This is a genomic window from Streptomyces sp. enrichment culture (assembly GCF_964272895.1).
Lineage (GTDB): Bacteria > Actinomycetota > Actinomycetes > Streptomycetales > Streptomycetaceae > Streptomyces.
The window spans coordinates 6,398,979-6,422,307 of the sequence record NZ_OZ186832.1 but is presented as its reverse complement, the minus strand read 5'-3'; the positions used below and the strand labels follow the sequence as shown (position 1 = coordinate 6,422,307).

General features: G+C 72.5%; 19 protein-coding genes and 1 pseudogene. 6 read left to right on the top strand and 14 right to left on the bottom strand.

Going from position 1 to position 23,329, the window contains the following annotated elements:
- Window positions 1-18: 18 nt before the first annotated feature.
- Window positions 19-219, bottom strand: a pseudogene (locus ACSU6M_RS28675) (GlxA family transcriptional regulator); the annotation flags it as partial.
- A 126-nt stretch (window positions 220-345) separates the two neighbouring features.
- Between ACSU6M_RS28675 and ACSU6M_RS28670 the strand changes: the two are divergent.
- From ACSU6M_RS28670 to ACSU6M_RS28660, 3 genes are all read left to right on the top strand, one after another.
- Window positions 346-483, top strand: a complete 138-nt coding sequence (locus tag ACSU6M_RS28670) for an LPFR motif small protein (RefSeq protein WP_399652735.1) — start codon at window positions 346-348, stop codon at window positions 481-483.
- A gap of 99 nt (window positions 484-582) precedes the next feature.
- The gene (locus ACSU6M_RS28665; protein ID WP_437073506.1) at window positions 583-2,937 is read left to right on the top strand and encodes a Tex family protein; all 2,355 of its coding nucleotides are present in this window, start codon (window positions 583-585) and stop codon (window positions 2,935-2,937) included.
- A gap of 169 nt (window positions 2,938-3,106) precedes the next feature.
- Window positions 3,107-4,276, top strand: coding sequence for a serine hydrolase domain-containing protein (locus ACSU6M_RS28660; RefSeq protein WP_437073504.1), 1,170 nt, complete (start codon window positions 3,107-3,109; stop codon window positions 4,274-4,276).
- Between the two features lie 40 nt (window positions 4,277-4,316).
- Here ACSU6M_RS28660 and ACSU6M_RS28655 read toward each other — a convergent pair whose 3' ends face one another.
- Complete coding sequence (locus ACSU6M_RS28655; RefSeq protein WP_437073503.1) at window positions 4,317-5,957, bottom strand: ABC-F family ATP-binding cassette domain-containing protein; 1,641 nt, start codon at window positions 5,955-5,957, stop codon at window positions 4,317-4,319.
- Between the two features lie 284 nt (window positions 5,958-6,241).
- On the bottom strand, window positions 6,242-8,176 hold the full coding sequence (locus tag ACSU6M_RS28650) for a Xaa-Pro dipeptidyl-peptidase (RefSeq protein WP_437073501.1): 1,935 nt from the start codon (window positions 8,174-8,176) through the stop codon (window positions 6,242-6,244).
- 163 nt (window positions 8,177-8,339) lie between these two features.
- Here ACSU6M_RS28650 and ACSU6M_RS28645 point away from each other — a divergent pair, with 163 nt between their 5' ends.
- Window positions 8,340-9,872, top strand: a complete 1,533-nt coding sequence (locus tag ACSU6M_RS28645) for a M1 family metallopeptidase (protein ID WP_437073500.1) — start codon at window positions 8,340-8,342, stop codon at window positions 9,870-9,872.
- Here the strand turns inward: ACSU6M_RS28645 and ACSU6M_RS28640 are convergent.
- Genes ACSU6M_RS28640 through ACSU6M_RS28625 form a run of 4 tightly spaced genes read right to left on the bottom strand, consistent with a single transcriptional unit; the run spans window position 9,860 to window position 13,350 of the window.
- Window positions 9,860-10,804, bottom strand: coding sequence for a PfkB family carbohydrate kinase (locus ACSU6M_RS28640; RefSeq protein ID WP_437073498.1), 945 nt, complete (start codon window positions 10,802-10,804; stop codon window positions 9,860-9,862). The two genes, ACSU6M_RS28645 and ACSU6M_RS28640, sit on opposite strands and share 13 nt — an antisense overlap.
- Before the next feature lie 43 nt (window positions 10,805-10,847).
- A complete protein-coding gene (locus ACSU6M_RS28635; RefSeq protein ID WP_437073496.1) occupies window positions 10,848-11,330 on the bottom strand; it encodes a F0F1 ATP synthase subunit B family protein in 483 nt (160 codons plus the stop codon).
- Between the two features lie 31 nt (window positions 11,331-11,361).
- Window positions 11,362-11,841, bottom strand: coding sequence for a macro domain-containing protein (locus ACSU6M_RS28630; protein ID WP_437073495.1), 480 nt, complete (start codon window positions 11,839-11,841; stop codon window positions 11,362-11,364).
- 42 nt (window positions 11,842-11,883) lie between these two features.
- Complete coding sequence (locus tag ACSU6M_RS28625; RefSeq protein WP_437073493.1) at window positions 11,884-13,350, bottom strand: amino acid permease; 1,467 nt, start codon at window positions 13,348-13,350, stop codon at window positions 11,884-11,886.
- A gap of 222 nt (window positions 13,351-13,572) precedes the next feature.
- Here ACSU6M_RS28625 and ACSU6M_RS28620 point away from each other — a divergent pair, with 222 nt between their 5' ends.
- Window positions 13,573-14,289, top strand: coding sequence for a MerR family transcriptional regulator (locus tag ACSU6M_RS28620; RefSeq protein ID WP_437073491.1), 717 nt, complete (start codon window positions 13,573-13,575; stop codon window positions 14,287-14,289).
- Between the two features lie 10 nt (window positions 14,290-14,299).
- Here ACSU6M_RS28620 and ACSU6M_RS28615 read toward each other — a convergent pair whose 3' ends face one another.
- The 5 genes from ACSU6M_RS28615 to ACSU6M_RS28595 form a co-directional block, all read right to left on the bottom strand.
- Window positions 14,300-15,634: a glycoside hydrolase domain-containing protein gene (locus ACSU6M_RS28615; protein ID WP_437073490.1), complete on the bottom strand. Its 1,335-nt coding sequence runs from the start codon at window positions 15,632-15,634 to the stop codon at window positions 14,300-14,302.
- Window positions 15,635-15,791: 157 nt separating this feature from the next.
- On the bottom strand, window positions 15,792-17,972 hold the full coding sequence (locus tag ACSU6M_RS28610; RefSeq protein ID WP_437073489.1) for a 3-hydroxyacyl-CoA dehydrogenase NAD-binding domain-containing protein: 2,181 nt from the start codon (window positions 17,970-17,972) through the stop codon (window positions 15,792-15,794).
- Between the two features lie 37 nt (window positions 17,973-18,009).
- Complete coding sequence (locus ACSU6M_RS28605) at window positions 18,010-19,224, bottom strand: acetyl-CoA C-acetyltransferase (protein ID WP_437073488.1); 1,215 nt, start codon at window positions 19,222-19,224, stop codon at window positions 18,010-18,012.
- Window positions 19,221-20,381 (bottom strand): CaiB/BaiF CoA transferase family protein, encoded by a 1,161-nt coding sequence (locus tag ACSU6M_RS28600; protein ID WP_437073486.1) that lies wholly within the window; start codon window positions 20,379-20,381, stop codon window positions 19,221-19,223. The genes ACSU6M_RS28605 and ACSU6M_RS28600 overlap by 4 nt, the downstream gene beginning before the upstream one ends.
- A gap of 136 nt (window positions 20,382-20,517) precedes the next feature.
- On the bottom strand, window positions 20,518-20,898 hold the full coding sequence (locus tag ACSU6M_RS28595; RefSeq protein ID WP_437073485.1) for an MmcQ/YjbR family DNA-binding protein: 381 nt from the start codon (window positions 20,896-20,898) through the stop codon (window positions 20,518-20,520).
- 91 nt (window positions 20,899-20,989) lie between these two features.
- Between ACSU6M_RS28595 and ACSU6M_RS28590 the strand changes: the two genes are divergently transcribed.
- Window positions 20,990-22,168 (top strand): saccharopine dehydrogenase family protein, encoded by a 1,179-nt coding sequence (locus ACSU6M_RS28590; RefSeq protein WP_437073483.1) that lies wholly within the window; start codon window positions 20,990-20,992, stop codon window positions 22,166-22,168.
- Window positions 22,169-22,279: 111 nt separating this feature from the next.
- Here ACSU6M_RS28590 and mmpA read toward each other — a convergent pair whose 3' ends face one another.
- Both mmpA and ACSU6M_RS28580 read right to left on the bottom strand, forming a co-directional pair.
- Window positions 22,280-22,426: a morphogenic membrane protein MmpA gene (mmpA, locus tag ACSU6M_RS28585; RefSeq protein ID WP_437073481.1), complete on the bottom strand. Its 147-nt coding sequence runs from the start codon at window positions 22,424-22,426 to the stop codon at window positions 22,280-22,282.
- Between the two features lie 107 nt (window positions 22,427-22,533).
- Complete coding sequence (locus tag ACSU6M_RS28580; RefSeq protein WP_437073480.1) at window positions 22,534-23,226, bottom strand: endonuclease V; 693 nt, start codon at window positions 23,224-23,226, stop codon at window positions 22,534-22,536.
- Window positions 23,227-23,329 lie beyond the last annotated feature (103 nt).

Genomic DNA, 23,329 nt, shown 5'->3' with positions numbered 1-23,329 from the left:
CCGGGTGGCGTCGACGCCGGGCTCCGGCCGGGTGCCTCTCCCGCCCGGCACCAGCAGCAGGGCCGGCCCGCCCGCGTCCGCCAGGGCGAGATCCGGTACGAGGGTCAGTCCGAGGGACGTGCGCACGGGGCCGCCGTCCAGCGACGCCGTACGGATCCCGTACCGCCCGGAGCGCGGCTCCCGGCCCCCGCGACGGACCACGAGCACGGTTCGCTGCATGCCCTCGACTCTTCGGGGCGGTGTGATGGCCGCACTGACGAGCAGCCCGTCTCTCCCGCCATGTGTGCCCGGCGGGGCGCGCGGTACCCGGAGGGCGTTCTTGGCCCGTGAAGAAAGAGGTGTGACGTGTTCCGAGCGATTGCGGACGTTCTGCGGCAGATCGGCGGCGCGGTCGCCACCGTGGTGACGCTCCCGTTCCGTGCGCTGGCCCGGCTCTTCGGCGGTGCCTCGTCGAGCGGCCGGCGCGGCGCGCGCCATGTCTGACGCGCCTGCCACGCCCGTCCGCCTGCCCTGATCCCGTGCTGTCGGTGCCACCTGCCACAATTGCCGCGCAACCCGAAGTGGAGAAGGCGGTACGGGATCGTGACGACACCCGGGTCCCTCGTGGCAGGGTCCATCGAAGGCAGGATCGCCGAGGAGCTCGGCGTCAGGGAGCGGCAGGTCAAGGCCGCCGTCGAGCTGCTCGACGGCGGTTCGACGGTGCCCTTCATCGCCCGCTACCGCAAGGAAGCGACCGAGATGCTCGACGATGCGCAGCTGCGCACGATCGAGGAGCGGCTGCGCTATCTGCGGGAGCTGGAGGAGCGCCGCACGGCGATCCTGGAGTCGGTGCGTGAGCAGGGCAAGCTCACCGAGGAACTTCAGGCGCGGATCCTGGGCGCGGAGACCAAGGCGCGCCTGGAGGACATCTATCTGCCCTACAAGCCCAAGCGGCGCACCAAGGCGCAGATCGCCCGCGAGGCCGGCCTGGAGCCGCTGGCGGACGGGCTGCTCGGCGACCCGAGCGTGGAACCGCCGGCCGCGGCCGCGGCCTTCGTCGACGCCGACAAGGGCGTCGCCGATCCGCAGGCCGCGCTGGACGGCGCCCGCGCGATCCTCACCGAGCGTTTCTCGGAGGACGCCGACCTGATCGGCGAGCTGCGCGAGCGGATGTGGAAGCGCGGCCGGCTGGCGGCGAAGGTGCGCGAGGGCAAGGAGGAGGCGGGCGCCAAGTTCGCCGACTACTTCGACTTCGCCGAGCCGTTCACCGAGCTGCCCTCGCACCGCGTCCTGGCGATGCTGCGCGGCGAGAAGGAAGAGGTCCTCGACCTCGTCCTGGAGCCGGAGGAGCCCACCGAGGGTCCTTCGTCGTACGAGGGGATGGTGGCCGCGAGGTTCGGGATCGCCGACCGCGGCCGCCCCGGCGACAAGTGGCTCACCGACACGGTCCGCTGGGCGTGGCGCACCCGCATCCTGGTCCACCTCGGCATCGACCTGCGCCTGAGGCTGCGCACGGCCGCCGAGGACGAGGCCGTCAGGGTGTTCGCCGCCAACCTGCGCGACCTGCTGCTGGCCGCCCCGGCCGGCACCCGCGCGACCCTGGGCCTGGACCCCGGGTTCCGTACCGGCGTGAAGGTGGCCGTCGTCGACGCGACCGGCAAGGTCGTCGCCACGGACGTGATCCACCCGCATGTCCCGGCCAACCGCTGGGACGAGGCGATCGCCAGGCTGGCGCGCCTGGCGAAGGAGCACGCGGTCGAGCTGATCGCGATCGGCAACGGCACCGCGTCCCGCGAGACCGACAAGCTCGCCGGTGAACTGATCGCCAAGCACCCGGAGTTGAAGCTCACCAAGGTGATGGTGTCCGAGGCGGGCGCCTCGGTGTACTCGGCGTCCGCGTTCGCCTCCCAGGAGCTGCCGGACATGGACGTGTCCCTGCGGGGCGCGGTGTCGATCGCCCGCCGCCTGCAGGACCCGCTGGCCGAGCTGGTCAAGATCGACCCCAAGTCGATCGGCGTCGGCCAGTACCAGCACGATCTGTCCGAGGTGAAGCTGTCGCGTTCGCTGGACGCGGTGGTCGAGGACTGTGTGAACGGCGTCGGCGTGGACGTCAACACCGCCTCCGCGCCGCTGCTCGCGCGCGTGTCCGGCATCTCCTCCGGCCTCGCCGAGAACATCGTGGCGCACCGCGACGCCAACGGCCCGTTCAGGTCCCGCGCGGAGCTGAAGAAGGTGCCGCGGCTCGGCCCCAAGGCGTACGAGCAGTGCGCGGGCTTCCTGCGGATCCGGGGCGGCGACGACCCGCTGGACTTCTCCAGCGTGCACCCGGAGGCGTACCCGGTGGTCCGGCGGATGGTGAAGGCCACGGGTCAGGAGGTGGCCTCGCTGATCGGCAACACGGCGCTGCTGCGCTCGCTGAAGCCGGCCGAGTTCGTGGACGAGACGTTCGGTCTGCCGACCGTCACCGACATCCTCAAGGAGCTGGAGAAGCCGGGGCGCGACCCGCGGCCCGCCTTCAGGACCGCCACCTTCAAGGAGGGCGTGGAGAAGATCTCCGACCTGGAGTCCGGGATGGTCCTGGAGGGCGTGGTCACCAATGTGGCCGCGTTCGGCGCGTTCGTGGACGTCGGTGTCCACCAGGACGGGCTCGTGCATGTCTCGGCGATGTCCAGGACGTTCGTGAAGGACCCGCGGGACGTGGTCAAGCCGGGTGACATCGTCAAGGTGAAGGTCCTCGACGTGGACATCCCGCGCAAGCGGATCTCGCTGACGCTGCGGCTGGACGACGAGGCCCAGCCCGCCGGCGGCGAGCGCCGGCCGCAGCGGGGCGGGCGTCCGCCGCAGCAGCGGCAGAAGGGCGGCGGCCGGGGCGGGGCGCGGCAGGCTCCGCCGCCGCCTGCCAACAGCGCGATGGTCGACGCTCTGCGCCGGGCCGGGCTGGTGGATCCCAAGAAGTAGTCCCTGGGAGCAGAGGGGCGTGGGGGCTGCGGGTCCGTGTGGCCGGTCGCGCGGTTCCCCGCGCCCCTCGGTGGCGCTGCCGTTGGGCCGGGTGCAGCAGTGACGGCGAGCGCGGCGGGCGGGACGGGGTGACGCTGGACGCCCCGTCGTCGCCGTATCGGAGTGATCGATGCCCCGTCGCCCTGCCCCGGCCGCTGCCGCGTCCCTGGTCGCGCTCTGTCTCAGCCTCCTGTCCCCCGCCCCCGCGACAGCGGCCGGGCATCCGGAACCGTCACCCGCGGACGCCGGGTTGCAGCGGCGGCTGGAGGCGCTGGTGCGCACTCCGGGCGGTCCCCCCGGAGTGATCGCGGTCCTGCGGGACGAGCACCGGGCCAGGGTCGTCCGCGCGGGCGTCGCCGACCTGGAGACCGGCCGCCCGCCGCAGCCGCACGATCACATGCGCATCGCCAGCACCGCCAAGGCGTTCAGCGGCGCGGTCGCGCTGTCCCTCGTGCGGCTGGGTGATCTGCGCCTCGGGCACACCATCGGTACCTGGCTGCCGCAGCTGCCGAAGGCGTGGCACAAGGTGACGCTGCGGCAGCTGCTCAACCACACCAGCGGCCTGCCCGACTACTCGCGGAGCGAGCGGTTCGTGGCGATCCTGCGCGCCGACCCCCGGCACCGCTTCGACTCGCGCCGGCTGCTGGACTTCGCGGGCCGCCGGCTGCTGTTCCCGCCGGGCAGCCGCTACCAGTACTCCAACTCCGACAACATCGCCGTCGCCCTGATGGCGGAGGCGGCCACCGGCGAGCGGTACGAACGGCTGCTGGAGGAGCTGGTGTACCGCCCGCTGGGCCTGCACCGCACCAGCCTGCCGCAGGGGTTCCGGATGCGGGAGCCGTATCTGCACGGCTACGACTTGAGCCCGGCCGATCCCCCGGAGGACGTCAGCGAGCTCATCGGCATGTCCGGCGTGTGGGCCTCCGGCGGGATCGTGTCCACGCCCGCCGACATGACCCGCTTCGTACGCGGCTACGCGAGCGGCAGGCTCTACGGCCCCGACCTCGTGCGGGCGCAGCGCCGCTGGATCGCGGGCGGCGCGTCCGAGCCGGCGGGGCCGGGCCGCAACGACGCCGGGCTGGCGCTGTTCCGGTACACCACCCGGTGCGGGGTCGTCCTCGGGCACACCGGCAACACGGCCGGCTACACCCAGCTGATCGCGGCCACACCCGACGGGCGCCGGTCGCTGACCTTCTCCACCACCAGCCAGATCAACCAGACGCAGGCCCCGGAGCTGCTGCGACGGCTGCGCGCGGTGCAGGAGGACTTCGTGTGCGCGCTGCTCAAGGGCAGGCCGTGACCCCCGGAGAGATCACGTCGATCGGCCGGGCTCCCGGCACCTAGCGTTCGGTCACCTTGCCGTCGGCGACCTCCAGACGGCGGGTGACGTGGACGGCGTCGAGCATGCGGCGGTCGTGGGTGACCAGGAGGAGGGTGCCCTCGTAGGCGTCGAGGGCGGACTCCAGTTGCTCGATGGCGGGGAGGTCGAGGTGGTTCGTCGGCTCGTCGAGGACGAGCAGGTTGACGCCCTTGCCCTGGAGGAGGGCGAGGGCGGCGCGGGTGCGTTCGCCGGGTGAGAGGGTGGCGGCGGGGCGCAGCACGTGGTCCGACTTCAGGCCGAACTTGGCCAGGAGGGTGCGCACCTCGACCGGCTCGGTGTCGGGGACGGCGGCGCGGAAGGCGTCCAGCAGCGTCTCCGGGCCGTGGAACAGCTTGCGGGCCTGGTCGACCTCGCCGACCAGGACGCCCGAGCCGAGCGCCGCGTGGCCGGCGTCGAGCGGGACGCGGCCCAGCAGCGCGCCGAGCAGGGTCGACTTGCCCGCGCCGTTGGCGCCGGTCACCGCGACGCGGTCGGCCCAGTCGATCTGGAGGGTCACCGGGCCGAAGGTGAAGTCGCCGCGGCGGACCTCGGCGTCCCGGAGCGTCGCCACGACCGCGCCGGAGCGCGGGGCGGAGGCGATCTCCATGCGCAGCTCCCACTCCTTGCGGGGCTCCTCGACGACGTCCAGGCGTTCGATCATGCGCTGGGTCTGGCGGGCCTTGGCCGCCTGCTTCTCGCTGGCCTCGCTGCGGAACTTGCGGCCGATCTTGTCGTTGTCGCCGCCCGCCTTGCGCCGGGCGTTCTTGACGCCCTTGTCCATCCAGGCGCGCTGCATCTGGGCGCGGTCCTGGAGGGCGGCCTTCTTGTCGGCGTACTCCTCGTAGTCCTCGCGGGCGTGCCGGCGGGCGACCTCGCGTTCCTCCAGGTATGCCTCGTAGCCGCCGCCGTAGAGGGTGATCTGCTGCTGGGCGAGGTCGAGTTCGAGGACCTTGGTGACGGTGCGGGTGAGGAACTCGCGGTCGTGGCTGATGACGACCGTGCCGGCGCGCAGGCCGGTGACGAAGCGCTCCAGGCGCTCCAGGCCGTCCAGGTCGAGGTCGTTGGTGGGCTCGTCCAGCAGGAAGACGTCGTAGCGGGACAGCAGCAGTGAGGCGAGGCCCGCGCGAGCCGCCTGGCCGCCGGACAGGGCGGTCATCGGCTGGTCCAGGTCCACGGCGAGACCGAGGGAGTCGGCGACCTCCTCGGCGCGTTCGTCGAGGTCCGCGCCGCCGAGGTCCAGCCAGCGCTCCAGGCTCGTCGCGTACGCGTCGTCCGCGCCGGGTGCTCCGTCGACCAGGGCCTGGGTGGCCTCGTCCATGATCCGCTGGGCCTCGGTGACGCCGGTGCGGCGGGCCAGGAACGCCCGGACCGTCTCACCGGGGCGGCGCTCGGGCTCCTGCGGGAGGTGGCCGACGGTCGCCGTGGGCGGGGACAGTCTGATCTCGCCCTGCTCCGGTGCGGCGAGCCCGGCGAGCAGCCGCAGCAGGGTGGACTTTCCGGCGCCGTTCGCCCCGACCAGGCCGATCACATCGCCAGGGGCGACGACCAGGTCGAGGCCGGAGAACAGGGAGCGGTCACCGTGTCCGGCGGCGAGATTCTTGGCGACGAGGGTGGCAGTCATCAGGACGCCGATCCTAGTGCGCGCGGGCACGGGTCCCGGCCCGCGGTTCCGAGGGGCCTCCGGGCCGCCGTCAGCGCCGGCGCGTCTCGCCGGGGGCGGCCGACAGCCGCGTAGGCGGCCGATGTGTGGTGAGGATCCCCGGCCTCGAACCGCCTCGACCGCGGCCGTCGGGGCACGGTTGCCCGCGCGCGACCGCGGAACGCCGCTGCCGAACACCCGCCGGAGCGCCGCTGCCGGAAGGGTGCTGCCGGAACGCCGCTGCCGGCCGGGGATCCTCGGTGCCGCTACGGGACGCGCTGTGCCCCGCCCGGTGCGCCGACGCCCTCCAGCGGGGCCGCCGGGGGTGTGGCGGGGGTGCCGTCGGCCGTGGCGCGGGCGAACGCGGGGGCGCCGCCGACCAGGGGGACGCGGGCCGAGGTGCGGGCGAGGTCCAGGGTGAGGGTCGGGGTCGTGGACGGGGGCTCGATGAGGTCCTCGTCGGTGCCCGCGACGATCAGGGCGAGCCGATGGCCGGCCGGGACGACATGGTCCGTCGCCGCCAGGTCGAGGGTGATCGTGTACGGCCTGCCGGGGGTGAGGGGCGTACCGGCCATGGCGGCGAGGTCGGTCCAGCCGCGGCTGACGATGGTGAAGTCGACATCGGCGGTCCTGGCCGCGGTCTCCTTGAAGCAGGCGCTGTCACCGGAGGTGCTCGCGCCCCAGCAGCTGCGCTCGGTGAGGGTGGTGATGCCCTCGCCGGGGGCCGCGTAGTCCCGGATGGTGTCGGGGCCGAGGTCCACCAGGACCGCGCTGAGGTGGGCGGTGGGGGTGGAGGGGGTCGCGGTGACGGTGACCTTCGAGGCGCCGGACAGGCGCAGGGGGCGGGTGAGGGGGGCGGTGGTGAAGCCCGCCTTGTCGGGGGTGGGTCGGTCGATGTGGGCCGCCCAGTCGGTCTCGCCGTGCGCGGGGTCGTCGGTGAAGGTCTCCGTGCCGGTGGCGGGGCGCAGCCCCAGGGTGCCGACGCCGGGGTGGGCACCGCTCGCGGGCCGCAGGACGGTGGGCTCGGTCGCCGTCGGCGGCCAGACGGACGAGGTGACCCACTGGTCGGGGCGGCGCTCGATGTCGGCCATCGGCTCGTCGTCGATGCCGTTGTCGTAGCCGAGGAGTTCGTGGTCGAACCAGCGGTGCAGGGTGTCCACCCAGGCGGCGCGGCGGAAGTCGAAGGGGTCGACGTGGCCGACCTGGGACAGCCAGATCTTGCGCTCGACGCCGTTTCGCGCGAGGGCGTCCCACCACTGGCCGAAGTGCTTGGCCCGGACGTTGAGGTCCTGCATGCCGTGGATCACGAAGACGCTGGCGTCGACGTTCGCCGCGTCCTTGACGTAGTCCCGCTGGGTCCAGAACGGCGTCCAGGCACCGCTGCGCGGGGCGCCCTGGACGATGGACCGCTGCACGGCGGCGCAGCGGGCGCGGGCCTCGGGGCTCTCGACGTAGTTCGACAGCCAGTCGGGGCCGGAGCCGAACAGCGGGGCGCCCTGGGCGAAGTAGTAGTCGTACCAGGAGGAGATCGCGCCGATGGGCACGATCGTCTCCAGGCCCTCGACGCCCGTGGCGGCGACACCGCTCGCGATCGTGCCGTCGTAGCTCTTGCCGATCATGCCGGTGCGGCCGTTGGTCCAGTCGGCCCTGGCGCGGGTGGTGCCGGTGCGGGTGGTGTACGCCTCGGCGCGGCCGTTGAGCCAGTCGACGACGGCCTTGGCGGACCGGATGTCGGAGCGGCCGCCGACGTCGACGCAGCCGTCGGAGCGGTTGGTGCCGGCGAGGTCGACGGCGACGAAGGCGTAGCCGCGGGGCACGAAGTAGTTGTCGTAGAACAGCGGCATCTGGACGACGTTCCCGTTGGCGTCGTACGTCTTGCGCTGGCTCTCGTTGCCGCGGCCGCAGCAGGAGTAGTACGGGCTGGCGTCCATGATGACGGGGACGCGGCGGCCCTGCCGGGCGGGTTCGCGGGGGCGGACGATGTCGGCGGCGACGCGGTCGGTGCGGCCGTCGCCGTCCCCGTCGAGGCCGGTGTCGACCCAGACGGCCTCGCGGATCGCCTGGTCGTAGGAGTACACCGGCCGGCTGGTGCGCGGGGTGTCGGCCTGGGCCGTCGCCGGGGTGAGGAGGGTGGCCATCAGGGCGGCCGAGGCCGCCGTCGCGTACGGTCTCCAGGTCATGAAGCGCGTGCGTATCGGCATGCGCGGACGGTACATCCGGCAACTGGCGTGCAGAAGGGGGCAGTAGGCGCTCTGTTTCGGCCGAATGGCAGTCGTGTGACGGCAGGGGCCGTGGACATGTCCGGTCGCCCGGCGAGTCAATAGGGTCGGAAATGACCTCGTGCCCCTACGACTTGGAGCTTTCGTGCACCGCAGAATCATCGCGCCGGGCGCACTGGCGGCGGCCACCGTACTGCTGGCGATCCCGGCATCGGCCGCGAGCGTCCCGCCGGGCGCACCGGGCATCGGCGACCCCTACTACCCGGCCTACGGCAACGGCGGATACGACGTCTCCCACTACGACCTGCGGCTGAAGTACCAGCCGGCGACCGACGAGCTGGAGGGCACCGCCACCCTGCTGGCCCGCACCACCGAGGACCTGTCGCGGTTCAACCTGGACTTCCTGCTGGACGTCAGCGAGGTGCGGGTCAACGGCAGCAAGGCCAGGTTCTCGACGTCCGGCGAGCACGAGCTGGAGATCACCCCGCGCACCCCGCTGCCCAAGGGCACGCCCGTCACCGTGGTGGTGCGCTACCGCGGGGTGCCCTCCGAGGAGAAGGCGTACGGCTTCACCAGCTGGCACCGCACCCCGGACGGCGGTGTCGCGGCGAACGAGCCCGAGGCGGCGTGGTGGTGGTTCCCGAGCAACGACCACCCGCTGGACAAGGCCACCTACGACGTGTCGGTGCTCGTGCCGGACGGCACCCAGGCCATCTCCAACGGCCGTCTGCAGTCGTCGAGTTCACGGCTGGGCTGGACCCGCTGGAACTGGCGCTCGAACAAGCCGCAGGCGACGTACCTGGCCACGCTCGCGGTCGGGAGGTTCGACATCACCACCGGCACGACCGACAGCGGCATCCCCGTCCTCAACGCCTACAGCAAGGACCTCGGCGACCACTACGGGGCCGCGCGGGCGTCCGTGGAGCGGACCGGTGAGATCGCGGACTGGCTGGTGGAGTACTTCGGGCCGTACCCGTACAACGCGCTGGGCGGCTATGTGCCGAACACCGGCACCGGGTACGCGCTGGAGACGCAGACGCGGCCGTTCTACAGCCCCCGGCAGTTCGCCAACGGGTCGAACACCTCGGTGGTCGTGCACGAGTTGGCCCACCAGTGGTACGGAGACCTGGTGTCCGTGCGCGGGTGGAAGGACATCTGGATCAACGAGGGCTTCGCGCGGTACGCGCAGTGGCTGTGGTCCGAGCACGAGGGCGAGGGCACGGCGCAGGAGATCGCCGACTATGTGTACGCCTCGCGCGGTGCCGGCGATCCGTTCTGGACGGTGAGGCCGGGCGATCCCGGCCCGGAGAACCAGTTCCATCTCGCCGTCTACGACCGTGGCGCGCTGGCGTTGCAGGCGCTGCGCAACGAGATCGGCGACCGGCACTTCTTCACGCTGCTCAAGGGCTGGCCGCAGCGGTACGCGCACGGCAACGCGACGGTCGCGGACTTCGTCGCCTATGCCGAGGAGGTGTCCGGGCGGCAGCTGGACGCGCTGTTCGAGACATGGCTGTACCAGCCGTCGAAGCCGGCCGTGTCCACCGCGCGGGACGCGGGTGTCGCGCGGTCCGTCAGCGGGGTGCCCGTGCGGCCGAAGTCGTGGAAGAAGATCGCAGCGACGAACGGCGTGCACGACAACGGGCACGGGAACGGGACCGGGCACGGTCACGGGCACTGAGCCGTCGGCCGGCGGCTCGCCGGGGCCGACTCCGCCTCCCTGACCCGGGCGAGGAGTTCGGCCCGGTCGATGGCCGCCGCCCGCGTCGACGGCACCGTGCAGGCGTACGCCCCCGCGATCGCGCCGTACAGCGCGCAGCGGCGCGGGGGCTCGCCGGTGAGGCGGCCGTGGAGGAACGCGGCGGCGAAGGCGTCGCCCGCGCCGTTGGAGTCCACCACCGGCGCGGGCGGCGGCACCGCGGGCACATGGGTCAGCTCGCCGTCCGCCAGGAGGTGGGCGCCGTCCGCGCCGGCCGTGGCGACGACCACCTCGGCGCGGCCGCGCTCGGCGATGCGGCGCATGACCGCCTCCGGGTCGGTGAGGGCGGTGGCGGAGAGGAACACCACGTCCGCGGCGTGCGCGAAGGGCTCGTGGTAGGGGTTCTCGCCGTCCCAGTTGTGCAGGTCGGTGGAGATCGTGGCGCCGGACTCGCGCAGCAGGGGCAGGGTGTGGGCGCAGGGCTGGGTGATGGAGACGTGGACGTGGCGGCTGGCCTCGGCCAGCGGGCGCAGTACGTCCTCGGGGAACCGGTCGTCGGGGTGGCCGCGGCTGGAGTCGTACAGGGACAGCCTGCGGCCGTCGGGGCCGACGAGGTTGACCGCGCGCTTGGTTCCGGCGGGCTGCGGGATCGCGGTGAGCGCGATGCCGTGCTCCTCGTGCAGCGCGCGCACCAGGTCGCCCTCGGGGTCGTCGCCGAGCAGGTCGAGGTGGTGGGTGCGCAGGCCGAGGGCCGTCAGGCCCAGGGCGACGAAGTCCCCGGTCTGTCCGGCGCGGGCCCGGATGCCGTCCTCGATCATGTAGCTGTCGGCGTACGGCAGCGGAAGCTCCGGTACGCGGATGATGGTGTCCACGCCCGCGCCGCCCAGCACGAGCACGTCGATGCTCCGGCTCATCCCCCGCCCCTTCTGAAGGTCCACGCCCGTCGGCAGCCTAGCGTCAGCGCGTCTCGGCCGTGGCCGTGCGTGACGTGGGCGCGATCGGTTCGCCCAGGACGCGGCTCGCCACCTCGTGCGCCAACGCCGAGACATAGGGCCGCAGTTCCCGTTCGGCGGCGGCGCGGTCGGCCTCGATGCGGGCCGTGGACTCGGCGCGCAGGGCGTCGCATTCCCGCAGGGCCTCGGCGCGGGCCTCGGCGACGAGGGCGGCGCCCTCCTGACGGGCCTGCTGGCGGATGCGGGCGGCGTCGTGGCGGGCGTCGGCGAGCAGCCTGAGCGTCGCCTCGCGTACGGCGTCGGCTTCGGCGCGTGTCTCGGCGGCCTGCCGGTCGACTCCGTCCGTCGCCTGTTCACGCGCCTGAAGGACACGGTCGATCCGGCGCAGCAGCCGGACCATGACGGCGTGGCAGACGGTGAACAGCACCAGTGCCGCCGCCAGGTCCGGGATCCGGGGTTCCAGTGGGCCGATGTTCGTGGGACTCACCTCCAGGGGCGATGCCTACCCGTTCGCGCGGTCACTTCCCATGGTCGTAGACCGTGACCGCGATCCCCCGGCGCACCAGCCGCTCCATGATCAGCGGTTCGACACGGGACCAGGTCCCACCGGCCAGACCGCACCCTATGCGCGGCATGTGCACGGACGCGCGGAGTTCGGCGGCGTGTCCGGCGAGCCGGTCGAGAGCGGCGTCGATGGCCTCGTACCGCACGGGCACCCCCTTGCTGCCGGTCCGGATGCCCCGCTGGCCGACCATGTTGGCGACCCAGACATACGGCTCGGCCTGGACGAGCTGGACCGCGCCCAGGCCGAAGTCGTTCGACGCGCGCTCGCGGTGCCAGCGGCGGTAGGCGGCCTCCGGCTGCGGCCAGCGCCGCGACAGCGCGAGCACGAAGCCCTTCCCCCAGCCGCCGATGTCGTTGCAGACATGGGCGACGATCTTCGTGCCCTTGCCCGACGGAACGGTGGCGTCACCTCGGACATACGTGATCTCCGACATGACGCCACCGTAGGCGATGCCACTGACAGTGGCGGTGAGCTGCTACTTCGTGAGGTCGGTCAGCTCGCGTTCCTCGTTCTTCGCGGCGGTGCGGCGGATGGCCCACCAACCGACGACGAGCATGGCGGCGATGACCGGGATCAGCAGCAGGGTCCAGCGGCCGACCTCGGGGTCGTTCCACATCATGCCGAGGCAGACGAGGAGGAAGGCGATGGTGGCGATCTCGGTGACCGGGCTGCCGGGGAGGCGGAAGTGCGGCCGGGCGACCAGGCCCGCCTTGGCGCGGCGGACGAAGATCAGGTGGCAGACCATGATGATCACCCAGGTGCTGATGATGCCCAGGGAGGCGATGTTCAGCACGATCTCGAATGCCTGGTGCGGCATGAGGAAGTTCAGGCCGACGCCGAGGACGCACACCGCGCAGGTGAGCAGGATGCCGCCGTAGGGGACCTGGCTGCGGTTCATACGGGCGGTGAACTTGGGCGCCGAGCCGGCCATGGCCATGGAGCGCAGGATGCGGCCGGTGGAGTACAGGCCCGAGTTGAGGGACGACATGGCGGCGGTCAGGACGACCAGGTTCATCACGTCGCCCGCGCCCTCGACGCCGATCTTCGACAGGACCGTCACGAAGGGGCTCTCGTCGGCCGAGTAGACCGAGCCGGGCAGGAGCAGGGCCAGCAGGACGACCGAGCCGACGTAGAAGAGGCCGACGCGCCACATGATCGAGTTCACCGCGCGCGGGACGACCTTCTCCGGCTCCGCGGTCTCGCCGGCGGCGACACCCACCAGCTCAAGGGCGGCGTACGCGAAGATCACGCCCTGCATGACCAGGACGACCGGCATCAGACCGTGCGGGAAGACACCGCCGTTGTCGGTGACGACATGCAGACCGGGCGTCTGGCCGCCGACCTCGTGCTGGGTGGCGAGCAGGAAGATGCCGACGAACATGAAGGCCACGAGCGTGGCGACCTTGATGATCGCGAACCAGAACTCCATCTCGCCGAAGATCTTCACCGAGATGAGGTTGATGGCGAGGACCACCGCCAGCGCGATCAGGGCGAGCACCCACTGCGGGATGCTGGTGAAGGCGCTCCAGTAGTGCGTGTACAGCGCGATCGCGGTGATGTCGGCGATACCGGTGGTCGACCAGTTCAGGAAGTACATCCAGCCGGCGACGTAGGCGCCCTTCTCGCCGAGGAACTCGCGCGCGTACGACACGAAGGAACCGGACGACGGCCGGTACAGGACCAGCTCGCCCAGCGCCCGCACGACGAAGAAGGCGAAGACGCCGCAGACGAGGTAGGCCAGCGCGAGCGCCGGGCCCGCGTTGTGCAGACGTCCGCCCGCGCCGAGGAAGAGACCGGTACCGATCGCGCCGCCGATCGCGATCATGTTGACGTGGCGGTGCTTGAGACCCTTGCTGTAGCCGGCGTCGCCCGCGTCGGCGGGCGCCTGGGTCGCCTGGGGGTGGGCGGCAACCTGTGCCGTGTCCACGGCGTCCTTGCTCACGGGTGTTTCCACTCTCTGGTGCGTCCGGGCGGGATACGCCCGTACGGCCTTGCATGACATGGCCCAGCCGTCGGTTTGCGACACAGACCAAGGCAGCACCTTCCCACAGCCTTCGCATCACATACGGTGACCCACGTCACAGAGCGTTACTTCTCACATCCGGGAGCAGCCGGTGACAGTCCCAGGTGTCACACCACTGGTGTGACAGCGATACTGCTCGGCATGACGACGGACACCGGGGAGCCGACCCTCACGATCGACGAGCTGGCCGCGCGCGCGGGCGTCACGGTCCGCACCGTGCGGTTCTACGGCACCAAGGGACTGCTGCCGCCCCCGGTGATCGGCCCGCGCCGGGTGGGCCGCTACGGCCCGGACCATCTGGCCCGGCTGTCGCTGATCGAGGAGCTGCAGCGGCAGGGCATGACGCTCGCCGCGATCGAGCGGTATCTGCGCGCGCTGCCGACCGGGCTGAGCGCGCACGACCTGGCGATCCACCGGGCGGTGGTGGCCTCCTGGGCGCCGGAGGCGGTGGAGTCGGTGTCGCGCGAGGAGCTGGGGCGGCTGGCCGGGCGGCCGCTGGACGACGGGGAGGTGGAGCGGCTGGCGGCGATGGGCGTGATCGCCCCCGAGGACGACGGCCGCTTCCGGGTGGACACCGGTCTGCTGCGGCTCGGTGTGGAGCTGCTCGGCATGCCGTTCTCGCAGGAGACGCTGCTCGCCGCCCGCACCGTGCTGATCGAGCACTCGCGGGCGGCGGCGGCCGAGCTGTCGCGACTTCTGCGGGAGGCGGTCTCCGAACGCGCCCCGCGGGAGGTGAGGTCACTGTCCGCCCACATGCATCCGCTGGTGGTGGAAGCGCTGCTGACGACGTTTCAGCGGTCACTGCGGGAGGAGCTGCGCGCGTGGCTCACGCATCACGAGCCGGAGCCACGCGCCTGAGCCGGGGCGTTCAGCAGCGCGGGACGGGCCTGCTGTACGAGGTGGAGCCGGGCGTGGCCACGTAGTGGTCGGTGACATAGCGGCCGTTGATCAGGCGGTTCCACACCGAGGTCGTGCCCACCCGCGTGCCGGGGCGCTGGCAGGTGACCCAGGCGAGGCCGCCGTTGGGCAGGGTGCCGGTGGCGGTGTACCCGCTGCCCGGTCCGCTGCGCTCGGTCAGGCCGCCCGAGGCGGTGGCCTGGTAGGGGTAGGCGCAGCGGGGCAGCGGGGCGCTGTAGCCGGTGTTCGACGGGGTGCTGACGTAGTAGTCGGTGACGTAGTGGCCGTTGCTGAGCTTGTTCCAGACGGTGGTCGTGCCGACCTTGGTGCCGGGTGTCTGGCAGACGACCCTGAGCGTGGTGCCGCGGGCGTAGGTGGCGGCGACCGGGTAGCCCGTACCGGGGCCGGTGCGGGCGTTGAGCGGTGTCGCGCTGGTCACCTGGTAGGGGTGGGCGACCGTGGCGACGGGGGCGTCGAGACGGTTGTTGTCGATGTTGATCCGGACTCCGCCGTAGGTCTCGTCGTGGCTTCCCCGGTACTGCTTGGCGCGCTGGTGGCGGGCCCACTTGGCGTCGGAGATGCCGGCCCAGCCCTTGAGGGAGTCGACTCCGTCGTAGCGGGCGATCCACAGGGCGTCGGGGCGGGCGTAGGTGGTGGAGGTGTAGACGTCGGAGAGCTGCTTGGCGCCGAGGTTGAGGTTCATGTAGACGCCGGAGACCCAGCCGACGCGGTGCAGCTCCTTGGTCCAGGCGGAGACGTAGGTGAGGACGGCGTTGCGGCAGCCGGTGTCGGTCTGGCTGTAGTGCTCGATGTCGTTGTAGAGGGCGCTGCCGGGGAGCATGCCGAGGGCCTTGGCGGCCTTGACAGCCTCGGTGGCGGCGGCGATGCCCTGGGAGCGGGCGGTGGACAGGGTGCGGCTGATCTTGGCGTCGGAGGGGCGGGCGCCGCAGGGCGGCTGCAGGCCCTTGTGGATGGGCAGCAGACGCCACTTCATCCGTGACACCGACGCCACCCAGGACGCGGTCAACTGGGGTTGGGCGCAGGTGCGGTTGACGCCGGAGACATAGACGCCCACGGCTCGGTACGGGGAGGCGTTCCATGCCTGGATCGAGCTGAGCGGCGGAGCCGTGCAGGTGTCGAAGGCGAGGCCGGAGTAGCGGGTGGCGGTCGCACCCGCCGGGTAGGCGACGGGAGTTGCCGGTTCGGCGGACGCGGTGGGGGCGGCCACCAGAACGGCGGCCGGGCCCAGGACACAGGCGGCGAGGACGGCGAGGAGTCTTCGCAGGGCAGGGCGCTGGTATGACATGACGGCCCCCCGGGGCACGCGATGGAGTGTGGCCTCAGAGTTGAGGCAAGTCCGGTTCGCGGCAAGAGGCCGTACAGTCCTGTTTCAGCCTTATTACGCGCTTGATGCACAACGGCCCCGGCAAGGTGCCGGGGCCGCGGGTGGATCAACGGGCCTGTCAGCGCGCGTCGGTGAAGGTCTCGCCCTTCTCCGCCTTCTCGACGAGCAGCGCGGGCGGCTCGAAGCGCTCGCCGTAGCGCTCGGCCAGCTCCCGCGCACGGGCCACGAAGCCCGGCAGGCCGCCCTCGTAGCCGTTGATGTACTGGAGCACACCGCCGGTCCAGCCGGGGAAGCCGATGCCGAAGATCGAGCCGATGTTGGCGTCGGCGACGGAGGTCAGCACGCCCTCCTCCAGCAGCCGGACGGTGTCCAGAGCCTCGGAGAACAGCATGCGTTCCTGCATGTCCTCGAACGGGATCCGCGCGCCCTCGCGCGTGAAGTGCTCGCGCAGGCCCGGCCACAGGCCCACGCGCTTGCCGCTGTCGTCGTAGTCGTAGAAACCGGCGCCGCCGCTGCGGCCGGTGCGGCCGAACTCGTCGACCATGCGGTCGATCACGGCCTCGGCGGGGTGCTCCTGCCAGGTGCCGCCCGCCTCCTCGACCGCCCGCCGCGTCTCGTTCCGGATCTTGCGCGGCAGGGTCAGCGTCAACTCGTCCATCAGGGAGAGGACCTTGGCCGGATATCCCGCCTGCGCGGCGGCCTGCTCCACGGAGGCGGGCTCGATGCCCTCGCCGACCATGGCCACGCCCTCGTTGATGAAGTGGCCGATGACCCGCGAGGTGAAGAAGCCGCGCGAGTCGTTGACGACGATCGGCGTCTTCCTGATCTGCCGGACCAGGTCGAAGGCGCGGGCCAGGGCCTCGTCGCCGGTGCGCTCGCCCTTGATGATCTCGACCAGGGGCATCTTGTCGACGGGCGAGAAGAAGTGCAGCCCGATGAAGTCGGCCTGGCGCTCCACGCCCTCGGCGAGCGCGGTGATGGGCAGGGTGGAGGTGTTGGAGCACAGCAGGGCGTCGGGGGCGACGACGTGCTGGATCTCCTGGAACACCTTGTGCTTGAGGGAGGTGTCCTCGAAGACGGCCTCGATGACCGCGTCGCAGCCCGCGAGGTCGGCGACCTCGGCGGTGGGCGTGATGCGGGCGAGCAGCGCGTCCGCCTTCTCCTGGCTGGTACGGCCGCGGGAGACGGCCTTGGCGCACAGCTTCTCGGAGTAGCCCTTGCCCTTGAGGGCGGCCTCCAGGGACACGTCCTTCAGGACGACGTCGATGCCGGCGCGGGCGCAGGAGTAGGCGATGCCCGCGCCCATCATCCCGGCGCCGAGGACGGCGACCTTGCGGACCTCGCGGGGCGCGACGCCCTGGGGGCGGTTGGCGCCGGAGTTGACGGCCTGGAGGTCGAAGAAGAACGCCTGGATCATGTTCTTCGAGGTCTGCCCGGCGGCCAGCTCCACGAAGTAGCGGGCCTCGATCACCTGGGCGGTCTCGAAGTCGACCTGGGCGCCCTCGACGGCCGCGGCGAGGATGTTGCGCGGGGCGGGGTAGGGGGCGCCGCCCGTCTGCTTGCGCAGGTTGGCCGGGAAGGCGGGCAGGTTGGCGGCGAACTTCGGGTGGGCCGGGGTGCCGCCGGGGATGCGGTAGCCGGGCCTGTCCCAGGGCTGCTGGGACTCGGGGTTGGCCTCGATGAAGGCGCGGGCCTTGGCCAGCAGCTCCTCCTGCGTCTCGGCGACCTCGTGGACCAGGCCGTTCTCCTGGGCGCGGCGGGCGTTGTACTGCTGGCCCTGGAGGAGCACCTTCAGCAGCGCGTCGGCGATGCCCAGCAGCCGTACGGTGCGTACGACACCGCCGCCTCCGGGCAGCAGGCCGAGGGTCACCTCGGGGCAGCCGATCTTGGTGCCGGGGGTGTCCAGGGCGATGCGGTGGTGGCAGGCGAGGGCGAGTTCGTAACCGCCGCCGAGGGCCGCGCCGTTGATCGCGGCGACGACCGGCTTGCCCAGGGTCTCGATGCGGCGCAGGTGGCGCTTGATCTCCAGGCCGCCGTCGAACAGGTCCTGTGCGGTCTCGGGGGTGACCCGGATGAGGTCGCGCAGGTCGCCGCCCGCGAAGAAGGTCTTCTTGGCGGAGGTGAGGATGACGCCGCGGACGGTGTCCTTCTCGGCCTCCAGGCGGTCGGTGACCGCGGCGAGGGAGGCGCGGAAGGCCGCGTTCATGGTGTTCGCGGACTGGTCCGGGTCGTCCAGGACGAGGGTGACGACGCCGCTGCGGTCCTGCTCCCAGCGGATGGTGGTGGGCTGAGTGCTCATGGGGAGGTTGCTCCGTGGTGATCCGTCGGGAAGGGGGTCAGACGCGCTCGACGATCGTGGCGATGCCCATGCCGCCGCCGACGCACAGCGTGGCGAGGCCGTACCGCTTGTCCTGGCGCTCCAGTTCGTCCACGAGCGAGCCGAGGATCATCGCGCCGGTGGCGCCCAGCGGGTGACCGAGGGCGATGGCGCCGCCGTTGACGTTGACCTTGTCCAGGGACAGGCCCATGTCCTTCACGAAGCGCAGCACGACCGCGGCGAACGCCTCGTTGATCTCGACCAGGTCGATGTCGTCGATGGTCAGGCCCGCCTTGGCCAGCGCCTTGCGGGTGGCGGGCGCCGGGCCGGTGAGCATGATGGTGGGCTCGGAGCCGGAGACGGCCGCGGAGACGATCCGCGCGCGCGGGGTGAGGCCGTAGCGCTCGCCGACCTCCTTCGAGCCGATGGCCACGAGGGAGGCGCCGTCCACGATGCCGGAGGAGTTGCCCGCGTGGTGGACGTGGTCGATCTTCTCGACCCAGTGGTACTTCTGCAGCGCGACGGCGTCGAAACCGCCCAGGTCGCCGATGTCCGCGAAGGACGGCTTGAGCTTCGCGAGGGAGTCGGCGGTGGTGCCGGGCCGCATGTGCTCGTCGTGGTCGAGGACGACCAGGCCGCTGCGGTCCTTCACCGGCACGACCGAGCGGTCGAAGCGGCCCTCCTTCCAGGCGGTGGCCGCGCGCTCCTGCGAGAGGGCCGCGTACTCGTCGACGTCCCGGCGGGAGAAGCCCTCGATGGTGGCGATCAGGTCGGCGCCGATGCCCTGGGGCACGAAGTTGACCGCGAGGTTGGTCATCGGGTCGTTGAACCAGGCGCCGCCGTCGGAGGCCATCGGCACCCGCGACATCGACTCCACACCGCCCGCGAGGACCAGGTCCTCCCAGCCCGAACGGACCTTGGCGGCGGCCAGGTTGACGGCCTCCAGGCCCGAGGCACAGAAGCGGTTCTCCTGTACGCCCGCGACCGTGTCCGGCAGCCCGGCCGCGATCGCCGCGATCCGGGCGATGTCGGAGCCCTGGTCGCCGACCGGGCCGACCACGCCGAGCACGATGTCGTCGATCGCGGCCGGGTCCAGGCCGGGGAAGCGGGCGCGGATCTCGTGGATCAGTCCGACGACCAGGTCGATCGGCTTGGTGCCGTGCAGGGCGCCGTTGGCCTTGCCGCGCCCGCGCGGGGTGCGGATCGCGTCGTACACAAACGCTTCGGTGCTCACGGAAGGGGCCTTTCAACGAGGGTTTCGGGAGTGTCGAGGAGTCGCGGTACGTCCCAGTCGCGGGCCACATCATGGGTGTCGGCGCCGGGGAGCGCGGGGCCGCCGCGCACGGCCGTCGGGGTGGCGGAGAAGCGGGGCGCGGGGGCCGGCTGGGTGATGCCGCCGTGGTCGGTGAAGGTGCCGCGGGCGGCCAGATGCGGGTGGTGCGGGGCTTCGCGCAGCGACAGCACCGGGGCCACGCAGGCGTCGGAGCCCTCGAAGACGGCCGTCCACTCGTCCCTCGTGCGGGTGAGGAACCGTGCGGCCACGGCCTCGCGCAGTTCGCCCCAGCGGGTGAGGTCCGTGCGGGCCGGGCCGAGTTCCGGGATGCCCAGCAGCTCCAGGAACTCGTCGTAGAACCGGCCCTCCAGAGCGCCCACGGCCATGTGACCGCCGTCGGCGGTCTCGTAGGTGCCGTAGTACGGGCAGCCGCCGTCCAGCAGGTTGGCACCGCGCCGGTCCTGCCAGCCGCCGGCCGCGAGCATGCCGTGGATCATCGAGGCGAGGTGGGCGGCGCCGTCGACGATGGCCGCGTCGACGACCTGGCCGGTGCCGGTGGCGCGGGCGTGGTGCAGGGCGGCGAGGACACCGACGACGAGATAGAGGGAGCCGCCCGCGTAGTCGCCGACCAGGTTCGCCGGGACGGCCGGGGGCCGGTCGGGGGCGCCGATCATGCCGAGGGTGCCGGTGAGGGCGATGTAGGCGATGTCGTGACCGGCGCGGTGGGCGAGGGGGCCCTCCTGGCCCCAGCCGGTCATGCGGCCGTAGACCAGCGCGGGGTTGCGGGCGTGGCAGTCCTCGGGGCCGACGCCCAGGCGCTCGGCGACGCCGGGGCGGTAGCCCTCGATCAGCACATCGGCCCGTGCGGCGAGGTCGAGGACGCGGGCGGGGCCGTCGGGCGCCTTCAGGTCGACGACCACCGAGCGCTTGTTGCGGTTGGTGATGTCGTACGCCGGGTCGATCCCGAGCCCCTGCCCGCCGGGCCGGTCCACCCGGACGACGTCCGCTCCCAGGTCGGCCAGCAGCATCGCGGCGAACGGGCCGGGTCCGATGCCGGCCAGCTCGACCACTCGCACGTCCGTGAGCGGGCCCTGCCCCGGCTCCCTCGCCGTCGTCATCCGGCCCCCAGCCGCTTGTGACAGTAGTGCTGTAACACCAGTGATGCTAGAAACCTGTTCCCCTCCAGGCAAGAGCAAGCGCTTAGACAATCTACGGCGACACGGGCCGGGCCGGACAGCGCTCCGGGCGCCGGCTTCAGCGGGCGTCGAGCTCGGCCGTCAGCCGCTTGGGCGCGACCGCGCGGTAGCTCTCCTCCACCCAGTCGCACAGCAGGTCGGCACGGGGCGAGCCCGCGCCCGCCAGCGGGACGCTCACCCAGCCCGCCTTGCCCAGGCCGTACCCGGCGGGCTCGGCGCCGGGCGCGCTGAGGGCGTGCGCATGGGCGGTCTCGTCCTTGAGCTTGACGGTGAGGCCCAGCGGATGGCTGCCGTCGGTGACACCCAGGAAGACGAACACCTTCTTGTCGACCTTGACGACGGTCTCCCCCCAGGGGTGATCCTCCGCGGCACCCGGCAGCCCGAGGGCGAACTGGCGCACTTTCTCCCACTTGTTCAGGGCACTTCGGGCCACCGCCACCGCACACCTCCGGCCTCCTCGTCGGGCTCCGCACTCCTCACGCTAGCCTCAGCCACCGACAACGGCGCGGGGCGCGGGATCGAGAGGTGTCATGAGCAGGCTGAACAGGGCGGAACGTCCGTACGACATCGTGCTCTTCGGAGCCACCGGCTTCGTCGGCCGGCTCACCGCCGAGTACCTGGCGGCGCACGCGCCCGAGGAGCTGCGCTGGGCGATCGCGGGCCGTGACGAGACGAAGCTGCACAGGCTGCGGGCCGCGCTGCCCGGCGGCTCCGCGGTCGGCGTGCTGCGCGCCGACGTGGCCCGGCCGGACTCGGTGCGTGCCCTCGCCCGGCAGGCGCGCGTGGTGGCGACCACGGTGGGCCCCTACGTCCGCTACGGCGAGGAGCTCGTCGCCGCCTGCGCCGACGAGGGCACCGACTATCTGGATCTGACCGGTGAGCCGGAGTTCGTCGACCTGATGTACGTCCGGCACGACGCACGCGCGCGCGAGACGGGCGCCCGCCTGGTGCACGCCTGCGGCTTCGACTCCGTGCCGCACGACCTGGGCGCGTACTTCACCGTGCAGCAGTTGCCGAAGGGCGTGCCGCTGACCGTGGACAGCTATGTCAGCGTCGACGCGGCCTTCTCCGGCGGTACGTTCGCCTCGGCGCTGGAGCAGTTCGCCCGCGGGCGCAGCATGCTCGCCGCCGCCCGCGACCGGCGCCGGCACGAGCCGCGTCTGATGGGCCGTCGGGCGACGACCCCCGCCGCCGCGCCCCGGTACGCACCGGAGGTCGGCGCGTGGGCGCTGCCGCTGCCGACCATCGACCCGCAGATCGTGGGCCGCTCCGCCAGGGCGCTGGAGCGCTACGGTCCCGACTTCCGCTACCGCCACTACGCCGCCGTACGGCGTCTTCCGGTCGCCGTGGGCGGGGTCGCGGCCGTCGGCGCGCTGTTCGCGGCGGCCCAGGTGCCGGCCGCCCGGCGCTGGCTGTCCGGGCGGCTCCGGCCGGGTGAGGGGCCGAGCGCGCAGAAGCGGGCCCGGAGCTGGTTCTCGGTGCGTTTCGTCGGCGAGGGCGGCGGACGCCGGGTCTTCACCGAGGTCGCGGGCGGCGACCCCGGGTACGGCGAGACGGCCAAGATGTTCGCCGAGTCGGCGCTCTCGCTGGCCTTCGACGACCTGCCGCCGACGGCCGGTCAGGTGACGACCGCGGTGGCGATGGGCGACGCCCTGATCGAGCGGCTGACCCGCGCGGGGATCACCTTCCGGGTGGCGGCGACCCGCTGAGGCGGGGCGTCACGGATACCGGGAAGCGGCCGGGCCGCGCACCGGCGGCGGCCGGCGGCGGGGCAGCGGCTCGCGACCGGCGGGGCCGGTGGAAAGCCGCGGTCCCGGCCCTCATATCGGCCACCGCACCAGCGTCCAGATCATGCCGGCGATCCAGGCCAGGCCCGCGAGGGTGCCGAGGACCAGGGCGGTGGTGACGGCGCGCTCGACGGGCCGGGCGGCGGTGGCGACGGGCTTGGAGGCACGGTGAGTGGGCATGCGGCCAGCCTCGGGGCCGGGACGGGTGACCGGATATCCGTACGCGTACTCAGCCGCGGGCTCCGGATACCTACGCGGGCGGCACACTCCCCATACCTACGCGGGCGTCACTCCCCCGCCGCCTCCCGCAGCGCCCGTCGGCACAGGGCGTCGGCGCGGCGGGTGGTCTCCGGCAGACGGTAGCGCGGGGTCAGGCGCAGGACGTTGGCGCAGGCGGTGTCCAGGGACACGCGGTGGCCGACGGACACGTACACCGGCTTCACCCCGTCGCGGGTGCGCAGCGCCCGGCCGACCTCCTCCTCGCCCGCGAGCAGCGGGGCCGTCGATCCGCGCGGGGCGTCGAGGTCGGCGTGGGTGAAGGTGAACGGGTTCTTGGCGACGCCGATCGTGGGCAGCCCCGTCAGGACGCCCAGATGGCTGGCCAGACCGAAGCGGCGCGGGTGGGCGAGGCCGTAGCCGTCGCAGACGACCAGTCCGGGCGCGCAGGGCAGGGCGTCGAGGGCCGCGCGGACGGTCGGGATCTCGCGGAAGGCGAGCAGGCCGGGGACGTACGGGAAGGAGATGCGGCCGACGGCCGTCGCCTCGGCGGCGACGTCGAGGCTCGCCGCGTCCAGCACCACGGCCGCCGCGGCGACCAGGTCGCGCTCGTCGTCGTAGGCCACGTCGACCCCGGTGACGTACCCCGTGCCGGGCGGCGGCCCCGGTTCGTCCAGCACCACCCGCTCCCGCAGTTCGTCCTGCACCGCGCGGGCCTGCTCCTCGGTCGCGGGCCAGCCCGCGGGAATGCGTACGGTCGTCATGATGGGAACGAGCGTACGGTCCGCGAGGACAGGCTCGCGATCATGTGTGTCCCCGAACTGTCCTGCACCGCGCCCCCGGAGGCCCTGGACGCCGTGCAACCGG

What these genes read in the sequence shown, in the direction of transcription:
- ACSU6M_RS28650 (WP_437073501.1), bottom strand. Translation starts at nt 8,176, where the DNA reads ATGCCGATACGCACGCGCTTCATGACCTGGAGACCGTACGCGACGGCG.
- ACSU6M_RS28590 (WP_437073483.1), top strand. Translation starts at nt 20,990, where the DNA reads ATGAGCAGGCTGAACAGGGCGGAACGTCCGTACGACATCGTGCTCTTC.
- ACSU6M_RS28640 (WP_437073498.1), bottom strand. Translation starts at nt 10,804, where the DNA reads ATGAGCCGGAGCATCGACGTGCTCGTGCTGGGCGGCGCGGGCGTGGAC.
- ACSU6M_RS28630 (WP_437073495.1), bottom strand. Translation starts at nt 11,841, where the DNA reads ATGTCGGAGATCACGTATGTCCGAGGTGACGCCACCGTTCCGTCGGGC.
- ACSU6M_RS28600 (WP_437073486.1), bottom strand. Translation starts at nt 20,381, where the DNA reads ATGACGACGGCGAGGGAGCCGGGGCAGGGCCCGCTCACGGACGTGCGA.
- ACSU6M_RS28580 (WP_437073480.1), bottom strand. Translation starts at nt 23,226, where the DNA reads ATGACGACCGTACGCATTCCCGCGGGCTGGCCCGCGACCGAGGAGCAG.
- mmpA (WP_437073481.1), bottom strand. Translation starts at nt 22,426, where the DNA reads ATGCCCACTCACCGTGCCTCCAAGCCCGTCGCCACCGCCGCCCGGCCC.
- ACSU6M_RS28620 (WP_437073491.1), top strand. Translation starts at nt 13,573, where the DNA reads ATGACGACGGACACCGGGGAGCCGACCCTCACGATCGACGAGCTGGCC.
- ACSU6M_RS28615 (WP_437073490.1), bottom strand. Translation starts at nt 15,634, where the DNA reads ATGTCATACCAGCGCCCTGCCCTGCGAAGACTCCTCGCCGTCCTCGCC.
- ACSU6M_RS28655 (WP_437073503.1), bottom strand. Translation starts at nt 5,957, where the DNA reads ATGACTGCCACCCTCGTCGCCAAGAATCTCGCCGCCGGACACGGTGAC.
- ACSU6M_RS28660 (WP_437073504.1), top strand. Translation starts at nt 3,107, where the DNA reads ATGCCCCGTCGCCCTGCCCCGGCCGCTGCCGCGTCCCTGGTCGCGCTC.
- ACSU6M_RS28610 (WP_437073489.1), bottom strand. Translation starts at nt 17,972, where the DNA reads ATGAGCACTCAGCCCACCACCATCCGCTGGGAGCAGGACCGCAGCGGC.